The organism is Trueperaceae bacterium (assembly GCA_031581195.1).
Lineage (GTDB): Bacteria > Deinococcota > Deinococci > Deinococcales > Trueperaceae > SLSQ01.
Genome location: JAVLCF010000055.1, coordinates 1 through 15,929, shown reverse-complemented (window position 1 = coordinate 15,929; position 15,929 = coordinate 1). Strand labels below are relative to the sequence as shown.

The 15,929-nt window shown below is 76.0% G+C and carries 17 protein-coding genes; 15 read left to right on the top strand and 2 right to left on the bottom strand.

The window, feature by feature from the left end:
* Together mgtE and RI554_06685 are read left to right on the top strand one after the other, a co-directional pair.
* Positions 1-1,414: magnesium transporter (mgtE, locus tag RI554_06690; GenBank protein MDR9391701.1), on the top strand; the 1,414-nt coding region annotated here is incomplete at its 5' end.
* Between the two features lie 89 nt (positions 1,415-1,503).
* Positions 1,504-2,169: a hypothetical protein gene (locus RI554_06685; protein ID MDR9391700.1), complete on the top strand. Its 666-nt coding sequence runs from the start codon at positions 1,504-1,506 to the stop codon at positions 2,167-2,169.
* On the opposite strand, the gene galK is transcribed toward RI554_06685, so the two are convergent.
* Complete coding sequence (gene galK, locus RI554_06680) at positions 2,118-3,326, bottom strand: galactokinase (GenBank protein MDR9391699.1); 1,209 nt, start codon at positions 3,324-3,326, stop codon at positions 2,118-2,120. The genes RI554_06685 and galK overlap by 52 nt on opposite strands.
* Positions 3,323-4,372 (bottom strand): UDP-glucose--hexose-1-phosphate uridylyltransferase, encoded by a 1,050-nt coding sequence (locus RI554_06675; protein ID MDR9391698.1) that lies wholly within the window; start codon positions 4,370-4,372, stop codon positions 3,323-3,325. The genes galK and RI554_06675 overlap by 4 nt, the downstream gene beginning before the upstream one ends.
* Positions 4,373-4,493: 121 nt before the next feature.
* On the opposite strand from RI554_06675, the gene RI554_06670 reads away from it, so the two are divergent.
* From RI554_06670 to RI554_06610, 13 genes are all read left to right on the top strand, one after another.
* Entirely contained in the window at positions 4,494-5,849 is a 1,356-nt protein-coding gene (locus RI554_06670) for a potassium transporter TrkG (protein MDR9391697.1), read from the top strand.
* Positions 5,850-5,907: 58 nt separating this feature from the next.
* On the top strand, positions 5,908-6,570 hold the full coding sequence (locus RI554_06665) for a TrkA family potassium uptake protein (GenBank protein ID MDR9391696.1): 663 nt from the start codon (positions 5,908-5,910) through the stop codon (positions 6,568-6,570).
* A gap of 67 nt (positions 6,571-6,637) precedes the next feature.
* Positions 6,638-7,402, top strand: coding sequence for a molybdate ABC transporter substrate-binding protein (gene modA, locus RI554_06660; protein MDR9391695.1), 765 nt, complete (start codon positions 6,638-6,640; stop codon positions 7,400-7,402).
* Positions 7,399-8,214 (top strand): ABC transporter permease, encoded by an 816-nt coding sequence (locus RI554_06655; GenBank protein MDR9391694.1) that lies wholly within the window; start codon positions 7,399-7,401, stop codon positions 8,212-8,214. Before modA ends, RI554_06655 begins: the two co-directional genes overlap by 4 nt.
* 168 nt (positions 8,215-8,382) lie before the next feature.
* Positions 8,383-8,688 (top strand): 50S ribosomal protein L21, encoded by a 306-nt coding sequence (rplU, locus tag RI554_06650; protein MDR9391693.1) that lies wholly within the window; start codon positions 8,383-8,385, stop codon positions 8,686-8,688.
* Positions 8,689-8,705: 17 nt separating this feature from the next.
* Positions 8,706-8,984 carry a 50S ribosomal protein L27 gene (gene rpmA, locus RI554_06645; GenBank protein MDR9391692.1) on the top strand — a complete coding sequence of 93 codons (279 nt, stop codon included), beginning with the start codon at positions 8,706-8,708 and terminating at the stop codon, positions 8,982-8,984.
* An 85-nt stretch (positions 8,985-9,069) separates the two neighbouring features.
* Positions 9,070-10,404 carry a GTPase ObgE gene (gene obgE / locus RI554_06640; protein MDR9391691.1) on the top strand — a complete coding sequence of 445 codons (1,335 nt, stop codon included), beginning with the start codon at positions 9,070-9,072 and terminating at the stop codon, positions 10,402-10,404.
* Positions 10,405-10,499: 95 nt separating this feature from the next.
* Positions 10,500-11,105, top strand: coding sequence for a bis(5'-nucleosyl)-tetraphosphatase (symmetrical) YqeK (gene yqeK / locus RI554_06635; protein MDR9391690.1), 606 nt, complete (start codon positions 10,500-10,502; stop codon positions 11,103-11,105).
* Positions 11,080-12,495, top strand: coding sequence for an LCP family protein (locus tag RI554_06630; protein ID MDR9391689.1), 1,416 nt, complete (start codon positions 11,080-11,082; stop codon positions 12,493-12,495). Before yqeK ends, RI554_06630 begins: the two co-directional genes overlap by 26 nt.
* 7 nt (positions 12,496-12,502) lie before the next feature.
* Positions 12,503-12,940 (top strand): ribosome silencing factor, encoded by a 438-nt coding sequence (rsfS, locus tag RI554_06625; GenBank protein ID MDR9391688.1) that lies wholly within the window; start codon positions 12,503-12,505, stop codon positions 12,938-12,940.
* A 46-nt stretch (positions 12,941-12,986) separates the two neighbouring features.
* A complete protein-coding gene (locus RI554_06620; GenBank protein MDR9391687.1) occupies positions 12,987-14,579 on the top strand; it encodes a Ppx/GppA phosphatase family protein in 1,593 nt (530 codons plus the stop codon).
* The gene (locus RI554_06615; protein MDR9391686.1) at positions 14,576-15,205 is read left to right on the top strand and encodes a phosphoribosylanthranilate isomerase; all 630 of its coding nucleotides are present in this window, start codon (positions 14,576-14,578) and stop codon (positions 15,203-15,205) included. The genes RI554_06620 and RI554_06615 overlap by 4 nt, the downstream gene beginning before the upstream one ends.
* A gap of 434 nt (positions 15,206-15,639) precedes the next feature.
* Positions 15,640-15,929: cupin domain-containing protein (locus RI554_06610; GenBank protein ID MDR9391685.1), on the top strand; the 290-nt coding region annotated here is incomplete at its 3' end.

Genomic DNA, 15,929 nt, shown 5'->3' with positions numbered 1-15,929 from the left:
CGGCGACGCCGGCGCACCCCCCCTCGCGACCGGCGACGTCGACGTCGTCGCGCTCGCCGAGCGCTGCAGCGCGCGCATCGCCGCGCGCCGCTTCGCCGAGCTGCGCGCCGAGCTGCTGCCCCTCGCCGCCGACGACGTCGCGGCGTTGATCGTCGAGCTGGGCCGCGAATCGGAGGCGGTCGTGTTCCGCCTGCTGCCCCGCGACGTCGCCACCGACGTCCTCGACGCGCTCCCCTTCGACGCGCAGGAGAGCCTCCTGCGGGCGCTCGGGGACGCCGACGTCGCCGCCATCCTCGACGACATGAGCCCCGACGACCGCACCGAACTCTTGGGCGACCTCCCGGGCCGCGTCACGAAACGCCTCGTGAACCTGCTGTCCCCCGAGGAGCGCGAGGTCGCCGTGCGGCTGCTCGGCTACCCCGAGGACTCCATCGGGCGGCTCATGACCCCCGACTACGTGCAGGTGAAGCCGCACTGGACGATCCGCGAGGCGCTCGACCACGTGCGCCTCTACGGCCGCGACAGCGAAACCCTGAACGTCGTGTACGTCACCGAAGGGGGCCGCCTCGTCGACGACCTGCGCATGCGCGAACTGCTGCTCATCGAGCCCGACGCCCGCGTCGCGGAACTCATGGACCACGAGTACGTCGCCCTGCCCGCGCACGGCGACCAGGAGGCGGCGGTCGCCGCGTTCAAGAAGTACGAACGCACCGCCCTCCCCGTCGTCGGCGACGAGGGGGTCCTGCTCGGCATCGTCACCGTCGACGACGTTCTCGACGTCGCCGAAGCGGAGGCGACGGAGGACATCCACCTGCTCGGGGGGTCGCAGGCGATCGACGAGCCCTACCTGTCGATCCGCATCCGCACGATGGTCGCCAAGCGCCTCCCCTGGCTGGTGCTTCTGTTCTTCGGCCAGATGCTGACCGCCACCGCCATGGCCGGCTTCCAGGACGCCCTCTCGCAGGCGCTGGTGCTGGCGTTGTTCGTGCCCCTGATCATCAGCTCCGGCGGGAACAGCGGCTCGCAGGCGGCGACCCTCATCATCCGCGCCCTCACCACCGGCGAAGCCCGCCTCCGCGACTGGGGCCGCGTCGTCGCCCGCGAGGCGGCGGCGGCCACGATCATCGGGGCGGTCCTCGCCGCCCTCGGCTTCGCGCGCGTCGGCCTCGGGCAGGCGTTCGGCGCCGGGTTCGGGGACGCGTGGGCGTGGGTCGGCCTCACGATCGGGGTGTCGCTGTTGTTCGTCGTGCTGTGGGGCTCGCTCGTCGGCACGATCCTCCCGATGGTCCTGCAACGCCTCGGCGCCGACCCCGCCGCCTCCTCCACCCCCTTCGTCGCGACCCTCGTCGACGTCACCGGCATCGTCCTGTACTTCAGCGTCGCCAGCGTCGTGCTGCGCGGCACCCTGCTCTGACGCCGCCCGCGCGTACCGATGCGCCACACCCGCGCCCGAGCCCCCCTACCCTGGGGGTTCCGGGCGGGGCGTCCGGGTTCGGAGGTCGCATGGAACGCCTGCTCACCCCCCTCGCCTTCGCCGTGCTCCCCGTCGCGGCGCTGGCCGTCGTCCACCTCGCGGTCGGGGGCCGGCCGCCCGCCCGCCGGCGCCACGCCCACCTCCTCGTCGGGGGCGCCCTCCTCGGGGTCTTCGGCGGGTTCTTCGGCTTGATCCTCGTCGGTGAGCTTCTCTCCGACCCCGGCCCCGCGCGCGCCCTCGCGATCCTGACGCCGTGGGGGGTGGCGATCGCGGCGCTCGCCGTGCTCGCCGCCGTCGCCCCGCGCGCGGCGATCGGCGTGGTCGCCCCCGCCGCGACCGTCCCGATCGGCCTCGCGGCGTGGGAGGCGGTCGCGCCCGCCGCCGTCGTGGCCTGGCAGGCGGTCGCCGGACCGATCGACCTCGCCCTCGTCTACGTCCTCGCCGGCGCCGCCGCCGTCGCGGCGCGCCGCGTGCCCCGCGCGGCGGGCTGGACCGTCGTCGTGCTGGCGGGCGTCCCGATGGCGCTCCGCCTCGCGACGCCGGCCGGCGCGCCGGCCGGCCAGGCGGTCATCGCGTCGCTCTCCACCCCCGCCCTCGTCGCCGGCGTCGCCTTCCTGCTCGCCGCCCGCGCGTCGGCGACGGGTCAGTCCCCGTCGTCGAGCGGTCCGGCCCCCGCCGTCGGGCGGACGGGGTAGAGCGCCGGCGTCTCCCCGGTCCGTGCGACGTAGCCCGCCTCGACGTCACGCAGGAAGCCGTCCACGTGCGCCTCGTCGACCAGCGCGACGCAGCAGCCGGCGAAGCCGGCGCCGGTCATGCGCGCCCCGAAGCACGCCGGGTGCGCCTGCGCGACCTCCGTCATGGCGTCCAACGCCGGGCCGGTCACCTCGAAGTCGTCGCGCAGACTCGCGTGGCTCGCGTTCATCCACGTCCCCAACGCCGCGGCGTCCCCCGCCGCCATCGCCTCCGTCGCGGCCTGCACCCGCGCGTTCTCGCGGATCACGTGGCGGGCCCGGCGGTGGACGGCGTCCTCCATGTCCGGCGCGTGCGCCGCCAGGTCGGCCTCGCTCGCGTCGCGCAGCGCCGCCACCCCGAGCGCCGCCGCGGCGGCGTCCACCTGCGCGCGTCGCTCGTTGTAGGCGCTGTGCACCAGCCCCCGCCGGGTGCCGGTGTCGAGGATCACGACGCGCGCGCCGGGCGGGAGCGGCGCCGGCGCGACGTCGAGGGTCCGGCAGTCGATCCACAACGCCGACCCCGCCTCCGCCGCGGCGCACACCAACTGATCCATCACGCCCGACGCGACGCCCACCCACGCGTTCTCCGCGCGGCGGCAGGCGACCGCCATCGCGGTCGCGTCCCACGCGGGCGGCGGGTCGCCGCCCTCCGCGGCGGCGGCCTGCACGGCCGCCTCGTGGAACGCCCGCGCGACCGCCAACTCGAGCGCCGCGGAGGAGGACAGGCCCGCCCCCCGCGGCACGTCGCCGGTCACGACCGCGTCGAACCCGACGCGGGGCGCACCGACCTCCCCCAGCGCCCACGCGACGCCGTGCGCGTACGCCGCCCAGCCGTCGCGGACGTGCGGCGCGCCGACGTCGAAGACGTCCTCCTCCGGCGCGCCGTCCGCGCCCACGACGTCGAGCGCCACCAGGCGCACGCGCCCGTCGTCGCGGGGCGCCAGCGCCAAGCGCACCTCCCGGTCGATCGCCATGGGCAGCACGAAGCCGTCGCTCGTGTCGGTGTGCTCCCCGATCAGGTTCACGCGGCCCGGAGCCCGCACGAGCGCGGTGGCGGGCCGACCGACGTGCCGCTCGAACGCCGCGCGCAACGCCGCGGGCGTCCGCACCGCCCCGCTCACGGCGCGACCGCCCGCAGCCGCTCCGCCGCCTGCTCCGGCGTCAGGTCGCGCTGCGCCTCCCCGAGCATCTCGAAGCCGACCATGAACTTCCGCACCGTCGCGCTGCGCAGGAGCGGCGGGTAGACGTGTGCGTGCAGCTGCCAGTGGTCGTGCACCGCGTGCTCGTCCTCGATGCGGAAGCCCGGCCCGGTCGGCGCGCCGTGCCACCCCATCGAGTACGGGAACGGCGTGTCGAACAGCCGGTCCAACGTCGGCAGCACCCGCCCCAAGAGCGTCGCCAGGTCGTCGCGCTCCACCGCGGTCAGGTCGGGGAGGCGCAGGACGTGCCGGCGCGGGAGGATCAGCAGTTCGAACGGCCACGTCGCCCACCAGGGCACCACCGCGACCCAGTGCTCCGTGGCGCTCACCACCCGCTCGCCCCGCGCCCGCTCGAGCTCGGCGTAGCGCACCAACAGAGGTTCGCCGTGATCGTCCAGCCACGCCCGCTGGTGCACGTCCTCCGCCGCCGGCAGCGTCGGCAGCGCGTCCAGCGCCCAAATCTGGCCGTGCGGATGGGGGTTGCTGGCCCCCATCGCTTCGCCCTTGTTCTCGAAGATCTGCACCCACCGCCAGTCGCGCCCCAACGCCTCGGTGCGCTCCACCCACAACGCCACGACCTGCGCGAGCCCGGCGTGGTCGAACTCGGCGAGCGTGAGGTCGTGCCGCGGCGAGAAACAGATCACCTGACTGGTGCCGCGCACGCCCGAGCGCGCCAGCAACGGATCCCCGTCCGGCCCGGGGTCCGGCACGTCGGGCCGCAGCGCCGCGAAGTCGTTCGTGAACGTGAACGTACCGTCGTAGTCCGGGTTGCGGTCCCCCCCTTTGCGCTCGTTGCCGGGGCACAGGTAACAGGTCGGGTCGTACGCCGGCCGGTCGGCCGGCGCCGGCGTCTCCTGCTTGCCCTGCCACGGGCGTTTCGTCCGGTGGGGACTCACCAGCACCGAGCCGCCCGACAGCGGGTCGATGCGGCGGTGGGGGTGATCGGTCGGGTCGAACGGGGTCGACATCGCGCCTCCTCGGGGCGGCCCCGGAGGCCGCGAGCCTCAAGGTTCGCCCGGCCGGCCGCCGGGCGTCAACGGCGCCGCCCGCCTGCACGGCCCGCCGCCGTGCGGAGGCGTAGACTCCCCCGTGCTCCGCCGTCGCCCCCGGCCCGCCACGCCCAGGCGTCCGCTCCGCCCCGCCCGCCGCATCTTCGCGGCGTTCCTCGGCGCGAGCGTCGTCGGGACGGCCCTCCTCGCCTGGCCCGCCCTGCACGCCCCCGGCGTCCACGTGTCCTTCGTCGACGCGGCGTTCACCGCCGTCAGCGCCGTGACCGTCACCGGCCTCACGCCCGTCCCCGTCGCGGCCTTCAACCCAGGGGGGCAGGTCGCGATCCTCGCGCTGATCCAGGTCGGGGGGCTCGGCATCGTCACGCTCGGCGTGCTCGGCGCGGTCCTGCTCGGCGCGCGGGTCGGCGTCGAGGAGCGCCTGCGGTTGGCGGCGGAGCGCGGCGCCCTCCACGTCGGCGGGGTCGTGCGGCTCGCGCGGCGCGTCGCGGCGATCACGTTCGCGCTCGAGGCGCTCCTCGCGGTCGGGCTGTGGGCGGCCTACCTGCCCCGCTTCGGGCCTGCCGACGCCGCCTGGCAGGCGCTCTTCCACGCCGTGAGCGCCGTCAACAACGCCGGCTTCTCGACCGACGCGACCAGCCTCGCCGGCGGGCTCGGGGGGGCGCTGCCGCTGGCGCTGATCGCGGTCGGCTTCGTCGCCGGCGGCCTCGGGCACCCCGTCCTCGTCGAGGGGGCCCAGCGCCTCCGCGGCGCCCGCCGCCGACTGGGCCTGCACGCCCGCGTCGTGCTCGTCACCAGCGCCGCGCTGCTGGCGTTCGGGGGGCTCGGCGTCGCGGTCCTCGAGTGGACGAACCCCGCGACCCTCGGGGCGCACCCCCCGCACGCCCGGCTCGGCCTGGCGGCGTTCCAGGGGGCGACCCCCCGGACCGCCGGCTTCACCGCCGTCGATCCGGCCGACCTGCGTCCCGCGACGCAGGCGTGGACGATGCTGCTGATGTTCGTCGGCGGCGGTCCCGGATCGGCGGCGGGGGGCATCAAGACCACGACCGCGTTCGTGCTGGTCGGCAGCGCCTGGTCGCTGGCGCGGGGGCGGGGGGCGCTGCAGGCGTTCGGGCGGCGCGTGTCCGACGCGCTGTTGATCCGCGCCTTCGTCGTCGCCTTCCTCGCCGCCAGCCTGCTCGGGGCGGCGGTCACCGCCCTGCTGTGGCTCGAGCCCGACGTCGCCCCGCTCGCGCTGGCCTTCGAGGCGACGTCGGCGTTCGGGACGGTCGGGCTCAGCGTCGGGGCGACCGAGGTGGTGTCCGCCCCCGCGAAAGCGGTATTGATGGCCCTGATGCTGATCGGTCGCATCGGGCCCCTCACCCTCGCCCTCGCCCTCGTCGAAGCGCCGCGCACCCGGCGGGTCCGGCGCCCGACCGAGGACGTGATCATCGGGTGAGGGGGCACCGTCGAACGGGGCGGCCGCCCCCCGCGGGGCGGCCCGGAACGGAGGCGACGTGAAGAAATCGGTGTTGGTGATCGGGGCCGGACGGTTCGGCGTGGCGCTCGCGACGACGTTGACCGAGGGCGGCCACGAGGTGGTGGTCCTCGACCGCGACGAGGCGGCCCTCAAGCCGCTCATGGACGACGTCGCGCACGCCGCGGTCGGGGACGGCAGCGACGTCGCGACGTTGCGCGAGCTCGGCGCGTCGAACTTCGACGTCGTCGTCGTCGCCGTCGCCAGCGACTTCGAGTCGGGCGTGTTGTGCACCGTCGCCGCGCGCAGCGCGGACGCGAAGCGCCTCGTCGCCAAGGCCACGACCGCGGCGGCCGCCCGCGTCCTCGCCGCCGTCGGGGCGGACGAGGTGGTGCGTCCCGAGCACGACCTCGGGGTGCGCCTCGCGCACCAGATCGCGACGCCTAGCATCGTCGACGCCTTCCAGCTCGGGCCCGACCACGAGGTCGTCGAGGTGGAGGTCGACGACGCCTCGCCGCTCCAGGGGCCCCTGGCCGACCTGCGCCTCCCCACCCGGTTGGGGGTGCAGATCATCGCGGTGACCCGCGGGGGGGCGCTCCGCGTGAACCCCGGCGCGGACTTCGCGGTGCGGCCCGGCGACCGCCTGGTGGCGATCGGCGCGACCGACGCGATTCAGGCGCTGCAGAAGGAGATCGCCGGGTGACCGGCGGCGCCCGACGCACCTGGTAGATTCCCCTCTCGCCGACCGTCCGCCGTCCCCGAGGAGTCGCATGCCGCACGCCCGCCCGCTCGTCGCCGTCGCCCTCACGCTCGCGCTCGCCGCCGGCCCGCCGGCCGCGGCGCAGGCGTTGCTCGTGTCCGCCGCCTCCAGCCTCACCGAGGCGATGGAGCGCATCGCGGTCGCCTTCGAGGCGGCGCACCCGGGGGTCCGCGTCGACCTCAACCTGGCGGGCTCGTCCACCCTCGCCGCGCAGGTCCTGCAGGGCGCCCCCGCCGACGTCTTCGCCAGCGCGAACGAAGCGCAGATGAACGTCGTCGACGACGCCGGCCTCCTCGCCGCCGAACCGACGGTCTTCGCCCGCAACGCCCTCGTCGCCGTCGCCCCCGCCGACGCGCCCCTGCCCGACCTCGGGGCGCTCGCGGCGCCGGGCACCCTCGTGGTCCTCGCCGCGCCGGAGGTGCCGGTCGGGGCGTACGCCCGCACCGCCCTCGAGGCGCTGAACGACGTGCGCGGCGACGGCTTCGAAGCGGCCGTCCTCGCCAACGTCGTCAGCGAGGAACCCAACGTCCGGCAGGTCGCCGCGAAGGTCGCGCTCGGCGAGGCGGACGCCGCGATCGTGTACGCCACCGACGCCGCCGCCGTCGACGGGCTCGCGGCGACCGAGATCCCCGCCGCCGCCAACGTCGACGCCCGCTACCCCGCCGCCCCGCTCGCCGGCAGCGACCACCCCGACCTGGCCGCGGCCTTCGTCGCCTTCCTGCACTCCGACGTCGCGCAGGCGCTCCTCCGCGAGCGGGGGTTCCGCGCCCCGTGAGCGACCGCCCGTCCCGGCGCGGGCGCCGCCCCGCGCCGGCGCTCCTGCTCCTCGCCGCGGCGCCGCTCGCGGCGCTCCTCGTCGTCCCCGTCGCCGCGCTGCTGGTGCGCGCCCTCGCGCCCGAGGCGCTCGCGACGTTGACGCTGCCGGTCGCCCTCGACGCGATCCGCCTCAGCCTCCTCACGAGCGGTCTGGCGTTGGCGCTGACGGTGGCGTTCGGGACGCCGCTCGCCTACCTCCTCGCCCGCGTCCGCTTCCCCGGGCGTGGGCTGCTCGACGCACTCGTCGACCTCCCGGTGGTGCTGCCCCCCGTCGTGGCGGGCGTCGCGCTGCTGCTGGTGTTCGGGCGCCGCGGGTGGCTCGGGGCGCCCCTCGCGGAGGCCGGCGTCGACCTGGCGTTCACGACCACCGCCGTCGTCCTCGCTCAGGCGTTCGTCGCCAGCCCCTTCTACGTGCGCGCCCTCAAGGTCGCCTTCGCCGCCGTCCCGCGCGAGCTCGAGGGGGCCGCGCGCACCGACGGCGCGACCCGCCTGGCTGCGTTCGTCCGCATCACCGCGCCGCTCGCCGCCCCCGGCTTCGTCGAGGGGGCGTTGCTGGCGTGGGCGCGGGCCCTCGGGGAGTTCGGCGCGACGATCGTGTTCGCCGGCAGCATCGCCGGCCGGACGCGGACGCTGCCGCTGGCGATCTACGCCACCCTCGAGCGGGACCTGGACGCCGCCGTCGCCCTTGCCGGCCTTCTCACCGCGGTCGCGCTGGCGATCTTCCTGCTCGTGCGTGCCGTGGGGCGGGCGTCGACGCCGCGGCGCCGGTAGGCGATCGCCTGCGCCTTGCGCCGGCGCGCCGAATCCTGCTACATTGCTTTTCTGCGCCGCGGACCCGCGAGGGTTCGCGCCACCCCCACCCCGGCCGCCGGGGCCCCCGCACCCCGGCGGTGACGCCGCGCGGGCGTCCACGACGGCGGGGAACCGATAGGAGACACCATGTTCGCGATCGTCGAGTCCGGAGGGAAGCAGTACCGCGTCGAGGAGGGCGACGTCGTTCGCCTCGAAGCGCTCGAGGCCGACGTCGGCAGCGCCGTCGACCTGCCGGTGCTGATGCTCGGCGGGGAGACGCCGAAGGTCGGCGCGCCGCACGTCGAGGGCGCGAAGGTCGAGGCGGAGGTCGTCGCGCACGGGCGCGGCGAGAAGATCTACGTCAAGAAGTTCAAGGCGAAGTCCAACTACCGCCGCCGCACCGGCCACCGCCAGCCGTACACCGAGGTGCGGGTCACCACGGTCCGCGGCTGAGGCCCGGAGGAGGAACCATGGCACACAAGAAGGGCGTCGGCAGTTCCAAGAACGGACGCGACAGCCAATCCAAGCGACTCGGCGTGAAGCGCTTCGACGGGCAGGTCGTCGAGGCCGGCACGATCCTCGTCCGCCAGCGCGGGACCCGCTTCCACCCCGGCGCGAACGTCGGGCTCGGCAACGACTACACCCTGTTCGCCCTCACGCCGGGCGCCGTGAAGTTCGTCGACAAGGGCCGCAAGGGCCGGTTCGTCACCATCCAACGGCGCGACCCGGAGGCCGTGGCGGCCGACTGACCGCGCACCGTAGGTTCGTTCGTGGGCGCGGCCGCACCGGCCGCGCCCACGTTCGTACCGGACCGCGCTCCGGCCCCCTCCCCCCATGACGTTCCGCGACACCCTCCCCCTCATCGTCCAGGGTGGCCGAGGCGGCGACGGCGCCGTGTCGTTCCTGCGCCTGAAGTACATCCCGAAGGGCGGGCCGGACGGCGGGCACGGCGGGAGCGGCGGCGACGTGGTGCTGCGCGCCGTCGACGACGTCGGCGCCCTCGCCAAGCTCACGCCGCGCCGCACCTACCGCGGCGGCACCGGCCAGCAGGGGGAGGGCCGCCAGCGGCACGGCAAGAACGGCGCGGACCTCGTCCTCGACGTTCCGGTCGGGACCCTCGCCCGCGACGCCGAGGACGGCACCCTCGTCGCCGACCTCGTCGAGGTGGGGCAGACCGCCGTCGTCGCGCGCGGGGGGGCGGGCGGGCGCGGCAACGCCAGCTTCGCCAGCTCCACGCGCCGCACCCCGCGCTTCGCGGAGTTCGGGGAGCGCGGCCGGACCCGCTCGCTGCACCTCGAGCTCCGCACGATCGCCGACGTCGGCCTCGTCGGCTTCCCGAACGCCGGCAAGTCCAGCCTCCTCGCGGCGCTCTCCAACGCCACCCCCCGCATCGCCGACTACCCCTTCACGACCCTCACGCCCAACCTCGGGGTCGTCGAGCGCGACGGCTACGAACGCTTCACCCTCGCCGACGTCCCCGGCCTCATCGAGGGCGCCAGCGAAGGCAAGGGCCTCGGGCTGGATTTCCTGCGGCACGTCGCGCGGACGCGCCTGTTGGCGTACGTCCTCGACGTCGCCGACGACCCCGCCGCGGCGTTCGCCGCGCTCCGCGCCGAGATCGGTGCGTTCGACCCCAGCCTCCTGGACCTGCCCGCGATGATCGTGCTGCACAAGACCGACCTCGCCTCCCCGAGCGAGGTCGCGGCGCTCGAGGCGGACCTCGCCGCGACCGGTCTCCCGGTCCTGCCGGCGTCGGCGGAGCGCGGCGACGGGCTGGAGGCGTTGCGCGACGCGACGTTCGCGTTGCTGCCGGCCCGCACCGCCGTGACCCCCGCCGCGCCGGGCCCGGTGACGGTCACCGCCCGCCCCCTCCGCGTCGAGCGGGAGGGGGACGCGTGGCGCGTGACGGGGGAGGCGGTCGAGGCGCTCGTGGAGCGGTTCGACGCCCGCAACGCCGACGCCGTCGCCTACCTGCAGCGCCACTTCGAGGAGCAGGGGCTCGCCGCCCGCCTGCGCGAGGCGGGGGCGCGCGACGGCGACGACGTCCGGATCGGCGACGCGGAGTTCGCCTACTTCGACGAGCGGGGCGACGCCGCCGCCCGCGACGCCGCCGACGAGGCCGACGCGGCGGCCGACGTGCCCTCCGAACCGCCGAACGGGACGGCGTGAGCCGCGCGCACGCCGGATTCGGGGGCCGCGTGCTAGCCTCCCCCCCGACGGGGTCGGCCCGCCCGGACGCGGTCGCCGCCGACCCTGCGCCGCCCATGGCCCAGAACGACGCCCCCCTCTTTCCCCCCGACGGACCGTGCCGGCGCAGCAGCGTCGCGCCCTACTGCGACCGCGTGCGCGCCCTCGTGACGCCGGAGCGGTGGGCGCACGTCCAGCGCGTCGCGACCCTCGCGGAGACGATCGGTCGCGCCAACGGCTTCGCGGACGACGAGCTGCGCGCCACCGCGCTCGCCGCGGTCCTCCACGACGCCGCCCGCGACCTGCCCGACGCGCGCCTGCTGGAGCTCGCGCCGCCGGAGAGCGACACCGAACGCGCGCACCCGCTCGCGGTGCACGGGCGCGCCGCGCGCGCCCTCGCCGAAACGTGGGGCGTGCACGACCCGCGCGTGCTCGGCGCGATCGAGGGGCACGTCTTCGGCGTCGCGCCGCACGACCGGATCGGCATGGCGGTCTACGTCGCCGACGTCTCCGAACCGGGGCGTGGCGTGAACGACGACGTCCGCGACCTCGCCATGCGCGACCTGCCGCGCGCCTACCGCCGCGCCGTCCGCACGAAGGTCGACTACCTCCGCGCGCGCGGCAAGCCGGTCCACCCCAAGACCCTCGAGGTGCACGATGCCCTCCCGCCCGACCCCGCCTGAGGCGCCCCGCGACCGCGGGCCCCGCCTCGCGGCGCGGGCCGGCGCGGCCTGGCGCCGCGCCGTCGCCGACGTCCGGGTCCTGCGCGCCGCGCAGATCCTCGGGATCGTGGTGCTCGCCGCCGGCCTCGTCGGCGTGACGCTGCAACGCGGCGAGGAGCGCGCGGCGTGGAGCGACGCGCAACGCGCGCTGCTCGGCGTCGAGGGGGGCGGCGACGTCCTCGGGTTCGTCCTCGCCGGCCGGGACCTGTTGTACGGCGAGGGGGAGAGCACCCCGATCTACGATGCGGAGGGCACCATCACCGGCTGGGAGTTCGACGGCGACGTCGACCCGCGCGGCGTGAACACCGACACGATCCTCTACGCCAGCCTCATCGACGACGTCGTCACCCTCGTCGCGATCCCCCGCGACCTGTTCGTCGGCGACGGCACCGCGCGCATCAACGGCACCCTCGCCCGCGAAGGGCCCGAGGGCCTCATGCGGCGCGTCGAGGCGGCGGTCGGGCTCCCGGTCGACGACTACGCGATCATCGACCTGCAGATCTTCCAGGAGCTCGTCGACGCGCTCGGCGGGGTGGAGGTCAACGTCCCCACCCGCATGTACTACCGCGACGTCGCCGGCGACCTGACGATCGACCTGCAGCCGGGCCCGCAACGGCTCGACGGCCAGGCGGCCAGCGAGTTCGTGCGCTACCGGCAGTTCCTGCGCGGCGACATCGACCGGCTCGACAACGTCAAGCGCCTCGCCTACGCGATGCTGGCGCGCGTCAAGGAGCTGCAGTTCCGCACCGCCTTCGCGGTGCCGGACCTGCTGCGCACCTACCTCGCGCGGGTCGAGACCAGCGTCTCGCCGGCCCTCGTGGGCCGCGTCGCGCCTCGGCTGGTGGACCTGGAGATCCGCAGCGCGACGCTGCCGACCCTCGAGGTCGAGCGCGACGGCGCCCTCGGCCTCGTCGCCGACCCCGTCGCGGTGCGCCGCTTCCTGGCCGACACGTACGGCGGCACCGCCCCCGCCGTCGCGACGCCGCCCGACGTCCCCCTCCGCATCGTCGACGCCAGCGGCCGCGACGGCCTCGGGGCGTGGTACCGCGACCGCCTCGTCGCGTTCGGCGTGCCCGCCGAGCGCATCACCCTGACGACCGGGCGTCTCGACCCCAGCGGGACCCGCGTCCTCGCCACCGCCGAGCACTGGCGCGACGCGGGCTTCTACGCCGACCTGCTCGGGGTCGGTACGCAACAGGTGGACCGGCTCGCGCCGTCGGACGGCGTGCGGCCCGGCATCGAACTCGTGTTGGCCGGCGACGCGTTCGCCATGACCCCGATGGGGCGCGCCGACGAAGCCGACCTCGCCGCCCCCGCGGGCGACGCCGCCCTCGTACCCATGGAGCCGTGACCTGGTGATGCCCGACGACGCCCCCACCCCCGACACCCCGACGCCCGACACCCCGACCTCCGACGCCCCCACCCCCGACGCGCCGGCCGGCGCGCCCCTCCCCGAGCACCTCGCCGAGGTGCAGTGGATCGTCGACGCGCTCGACGACAAGCGCGCGCTCGACGTCCGCGTCCTCGACCTGGCGCCCCTCACGGCGTCGCTGGATTGCTTCGTGATCGCCAGCGCGGAATCGCAACCGCAGATGACGGCGCTCGAGGACGCCGTCAAGGAACGCATGAAGGCGCACGGGCGCCTCCCGCGCAACGTCGAGGCGCCCTCCAGCCGCTGGGTGTTGATGGATTACGGCGGCGTCGTCGTGCACCTCATGAGCCCCGACGCCCGCGAGTTCTACGACCTCGAGGGCCTCTGGGCCGACGCCGAGGTCCTCGACGTCGTGCCCAGCTGACCCCCGCAGCGGGGGCCGGTCGCCCCCGCTGGGCTATCCTCCCCGCATGCCCGCGCCGGAGCCGGAACGCCGCCTCGCCGTCGTCGATCTCGGCTCCAACACCGCGAAGCTCGTGGCGCTCGCCTACGTGCCGGGCGCCGGGTACCGCCACCTCGACCAACTCCGGGACGTCGTCCGCCTGTCGGAGGGGATGGGCGAGGGGCGGGTGTTGCGCGCCGAGGCGATGGACCGCGCCCTGGCGACGTTGCGGACGTTCCGCGCCTACTGCGACGCGACCGGCATCGAGCACGTCGTCGCGACCGCCACCAGCGCCGTGCGCGACGCCGTCAACGGCGACGCCTTCCTGGCGCGCGCCCGGGACGAGGCCGGCATCGACCTGCGCGTCCTCTCCGGCGAGGCGGAGGCCGCCGCCGGCGTCCTCGCCGTCGCGAACGCCTTCGCCGAGCCCGACGCCGTCGTCCTCGACCTCGGTGGGGGCAGCCTCCAACTGAGCGACATGCGGGCGCGGCGCAGCGTCGCCGGCGCCTCCTGGCCGCTGGGCGCGGTCCGCGCGACGGAGGCCTGGCTGCCGAGCGACCCGCCGAAGAAGAAGCACCTGCGGGCGCTCCGCGCGGCGGTACGCGACGCCGTCGGGCCGTGGCTGGAGGCGCGGGAGGTGGCGGCGGAGGCCGACGGCCGCCCCGGCCCCCGGGCGATCCCCTGGATCGGGATGGGGGGCACCCTGCGCTCCCTCGCCGAAGCGGCGCAGGAGCGTAGCGGCTACCCGCTGCCGCTGCTCCACGGCTACCCGTTCGCCGCCGACGACCTCGCCGCCCTCGCGGGCGACCTCGCCGGCATGGACGCCGCGGCGCGCGCCGGCGTGCCGGGGCTCGGCGCGGACCGCGCCGACATCGTCGTCGCCGGCGCCACCGTCCTCGACGAGGTGCGCGCCCTCGCCGGCGTCGAGCACGTCCTCGTCAGCGGGCACGGGCTGCGCGAGGGGGTCTTCCATCCCTACCTGTTCCCCGACGCGCCGGACGCCCTCGCGCCGGACGTGCGGACCTTCGCCGTCGACAACCTCGCCCATCGCTACGACCCCGACCCGGTGCACGCGAGGCGCGTCGAACGCCTCGCGCTCGCGACGTTCGACGCCCTCCGGGCGCGGCTGGGCGTGGGCGACGACGACCGCGCCCTCCTGTCCGCCGCCGCCCGCCTGCACGACGTCGGCATGGCGATCGATTACTTCGGGCACCACCGCCACGGCGCGAACCTCGTCATGGCGCGCGCCCTACCCGGCTTCACTCCGCGCGAGCAGGTGCTGATCGCGGACCTGGTGCTCCATCACCGCAAGGGCAAGGCGACCCCGACCGTCGCGCCCGCCGTCCTCCATGCCGGGGACGCGGAACGCCTGCGGGCCCTGACCGCCATGCTTCGCCTCGCCGAACAGCTCGAGCGCAGCAAGGCCGGCCGCGTCCACGACCTCCGCGTGCACGTCGGCACCGAGGTCGTGCAGGTCGAGGTGCACGTCGACGGCGACGCGCGGCTGGAGGTGGACGCCGCCCGGGCCCGGTCGGGCCTGCTGGCCGAGGTGGTCGGGCGGCCGGTGGAGATCGTCCCGGTCGAGGTGCCCGCCGCCCCCCTCGCGACGGGGGCGGCGTGAGCCGCGTCCGCGTCAAGGTGTGCGGCGTCACGCGCCCGCAGGACGCCCGCGCGGCGGAGGCGGCCGGCGCCGACGCGATCGGCGTGATCTTCGCGCCGGGCAGCCGCCGGCGGGTGACGCCCGCCGAAGCCGCCGACGTGACCGCGGCGGTAGGGCCGTTCGTGCGGCGGGTCGGGGTGTTCGTCGACGCCGACGACGCCACCCTCCACGCCGCGATCGACGCTGCGCACCTCGACGCCGTGCAGCTGCACGGCGACGCCACGGACGCGCTGTGCGCCCGCCTGCGCCGGCGCGTGACGGTGATCCGTGCGGTGCGCTTCGATCCAGGTGACACGCCCGACGCGTGGGCGGGACGGCCGGTGGACGCGGTGCTGCTCGACGGCCCGAAGCCCGGCAGCGGCACGGCGTTCGATTGGTCGACGGCCGCCGCCTGGCGCGGCGCGCCGCGCCTGATCGTGGCGGGGGGGCTCCACCCCGGCAACGTGGCGGACGCGGTCGGTGCGATGGCGCCCTACGCCGTGGACGTCGCCTCGGGGGTGGAGGCGTCGCCCGGCGTGAAGGACCCCGCGAAGCTCGCGGCGTTCGTCGCCGCGGTCCGCGACGCGGAGCCCGGCTCGGCCCCCTGAACCGACCCCGGAACCGACCCCCGACGGCCGTCCACGGACGCCCGTGCGACGGGGCCGAACCTCCTCGGATTTTCCACAGTTCTCCACAGGCTTCGTTGGGCCTGTGGAGAAGTGCGTTCGCCGCGCGGCGTCCGCGTGCTGGACGCGACTAAATTTTCTAAGGTCCGTCCAGGACGGTATTTCTGGCGTTTGCGACGCCCGCCGTCGCCTACGCACAACGTCAGGGCCGTGTCAAGACCCCTCCGCTATCCACAGGGCGTGCGGCGTGCGCGACCCCCTCTAGGACGCCCCTCCCGGGACGGCGTTCCGGGGGTCGTTCGGGGCGTCCCGGGGGCGGGGATGCGACCCCCTCCGCGGAGGGCGTCGCGTACCATGACGGGGAGTTCGGGCCGGCCCCGCCGGCCGCCCGCCCCGCGCCCCCGAAGGAGGCTCCCGTGACCATCGCGACGATCGCCGACGCCCGCCACTTCTCCCTCGACGCCGTGCAAACCAACGCGCTGGTGCGCGCCGAAGGGGTGCAGGTCGACCTGCTCTGCTTCGAGGCCGGCCAACGCGACGAGGAGACCGCTCGCGAGGGGACGTCGGTCTACCAGGTGCTCGAGGGCGAAGCGCTGCTGCACGTCGGCGGGGAACGCCACCGGCTCGGCAAGGGCAAGCTGGCGACGCTGTCCGGCGGCGACGCGCACACGATCGAGAACGCCGGCGGCGGCGACGCCCTCGTCGG

Excerpts from the sequence above, each read along its gene's own strand:
- modA (MDR9391695.1), top strand. The coding sequence starts at position 6,638 with ATGCCGCACGCCCGCCCGCTCGTCGCCGTCGCCCTCACGCTCGCGCTC.
- RI554_06620 (MDR9391687.1), top strand. The coding sequence starts at position 12,987 with ATGCCCGCGCCGGAGCCGGAACGCCGCCTCGCCGTCGTCGATCTCGGC.
- RI554_06675 (MDR9391698.1), bottom strand. The coding sequence starts at position 4,372 with ATGTCGACCCCGTTCGACCCGACCGATCACCCCCACCGCCGCATCGAC.
- rpmA (MDR9391692.1), top strand. The coding sequence starts at position 8,706 with ATGGCACACAAGAAGGGCGTCGGCAGTTCCAAGAACGGACGCGACAGC.
- RI554_06685 (MDR9391700.1), top strand. The coding sequence starts at position 1,504 with ATGGAACGCCTGCTCACCCCCCTCGCCTTCGCCGTGCTCCCCGTCGCG.
- rplU (MDR9391693.1), top strand. The coding sequence starts at position 8,383 with ATGTTCGCGATCGTCGAGTCCGGAGGGAAGCAGTACCGCGTCGAGGAG.
- yqeK (MDR9391690.1), top strand. The coding sequence starts at position 10,500 with ATGGCCCAGAACGACGCCCCCCTCTTTCCCCCCGACGGACCGTGCCGG.
- obgE (MDR9391691.1), top strand. The coding sequence starts at position 9,070 with ATGACGTTCCGCGACACCCTCCCCCTCATCGTCCAGGGTGGCCGAGGC.
- rsfS (MDR9391688.1), top strand. The coding sequence starts at position 12,503 with ATGCCCGACGACGCCCCCACCCCCGACACCCCGACGCCCGACACCCCG.
- RI554_06630 (MDR9391689.1), top strand. The coding sequence starts at position 11,080 with ATGCCCTCCCGCCCGACCCCGCCTGAGGCGCCCCGCGACCGCGGGCCC.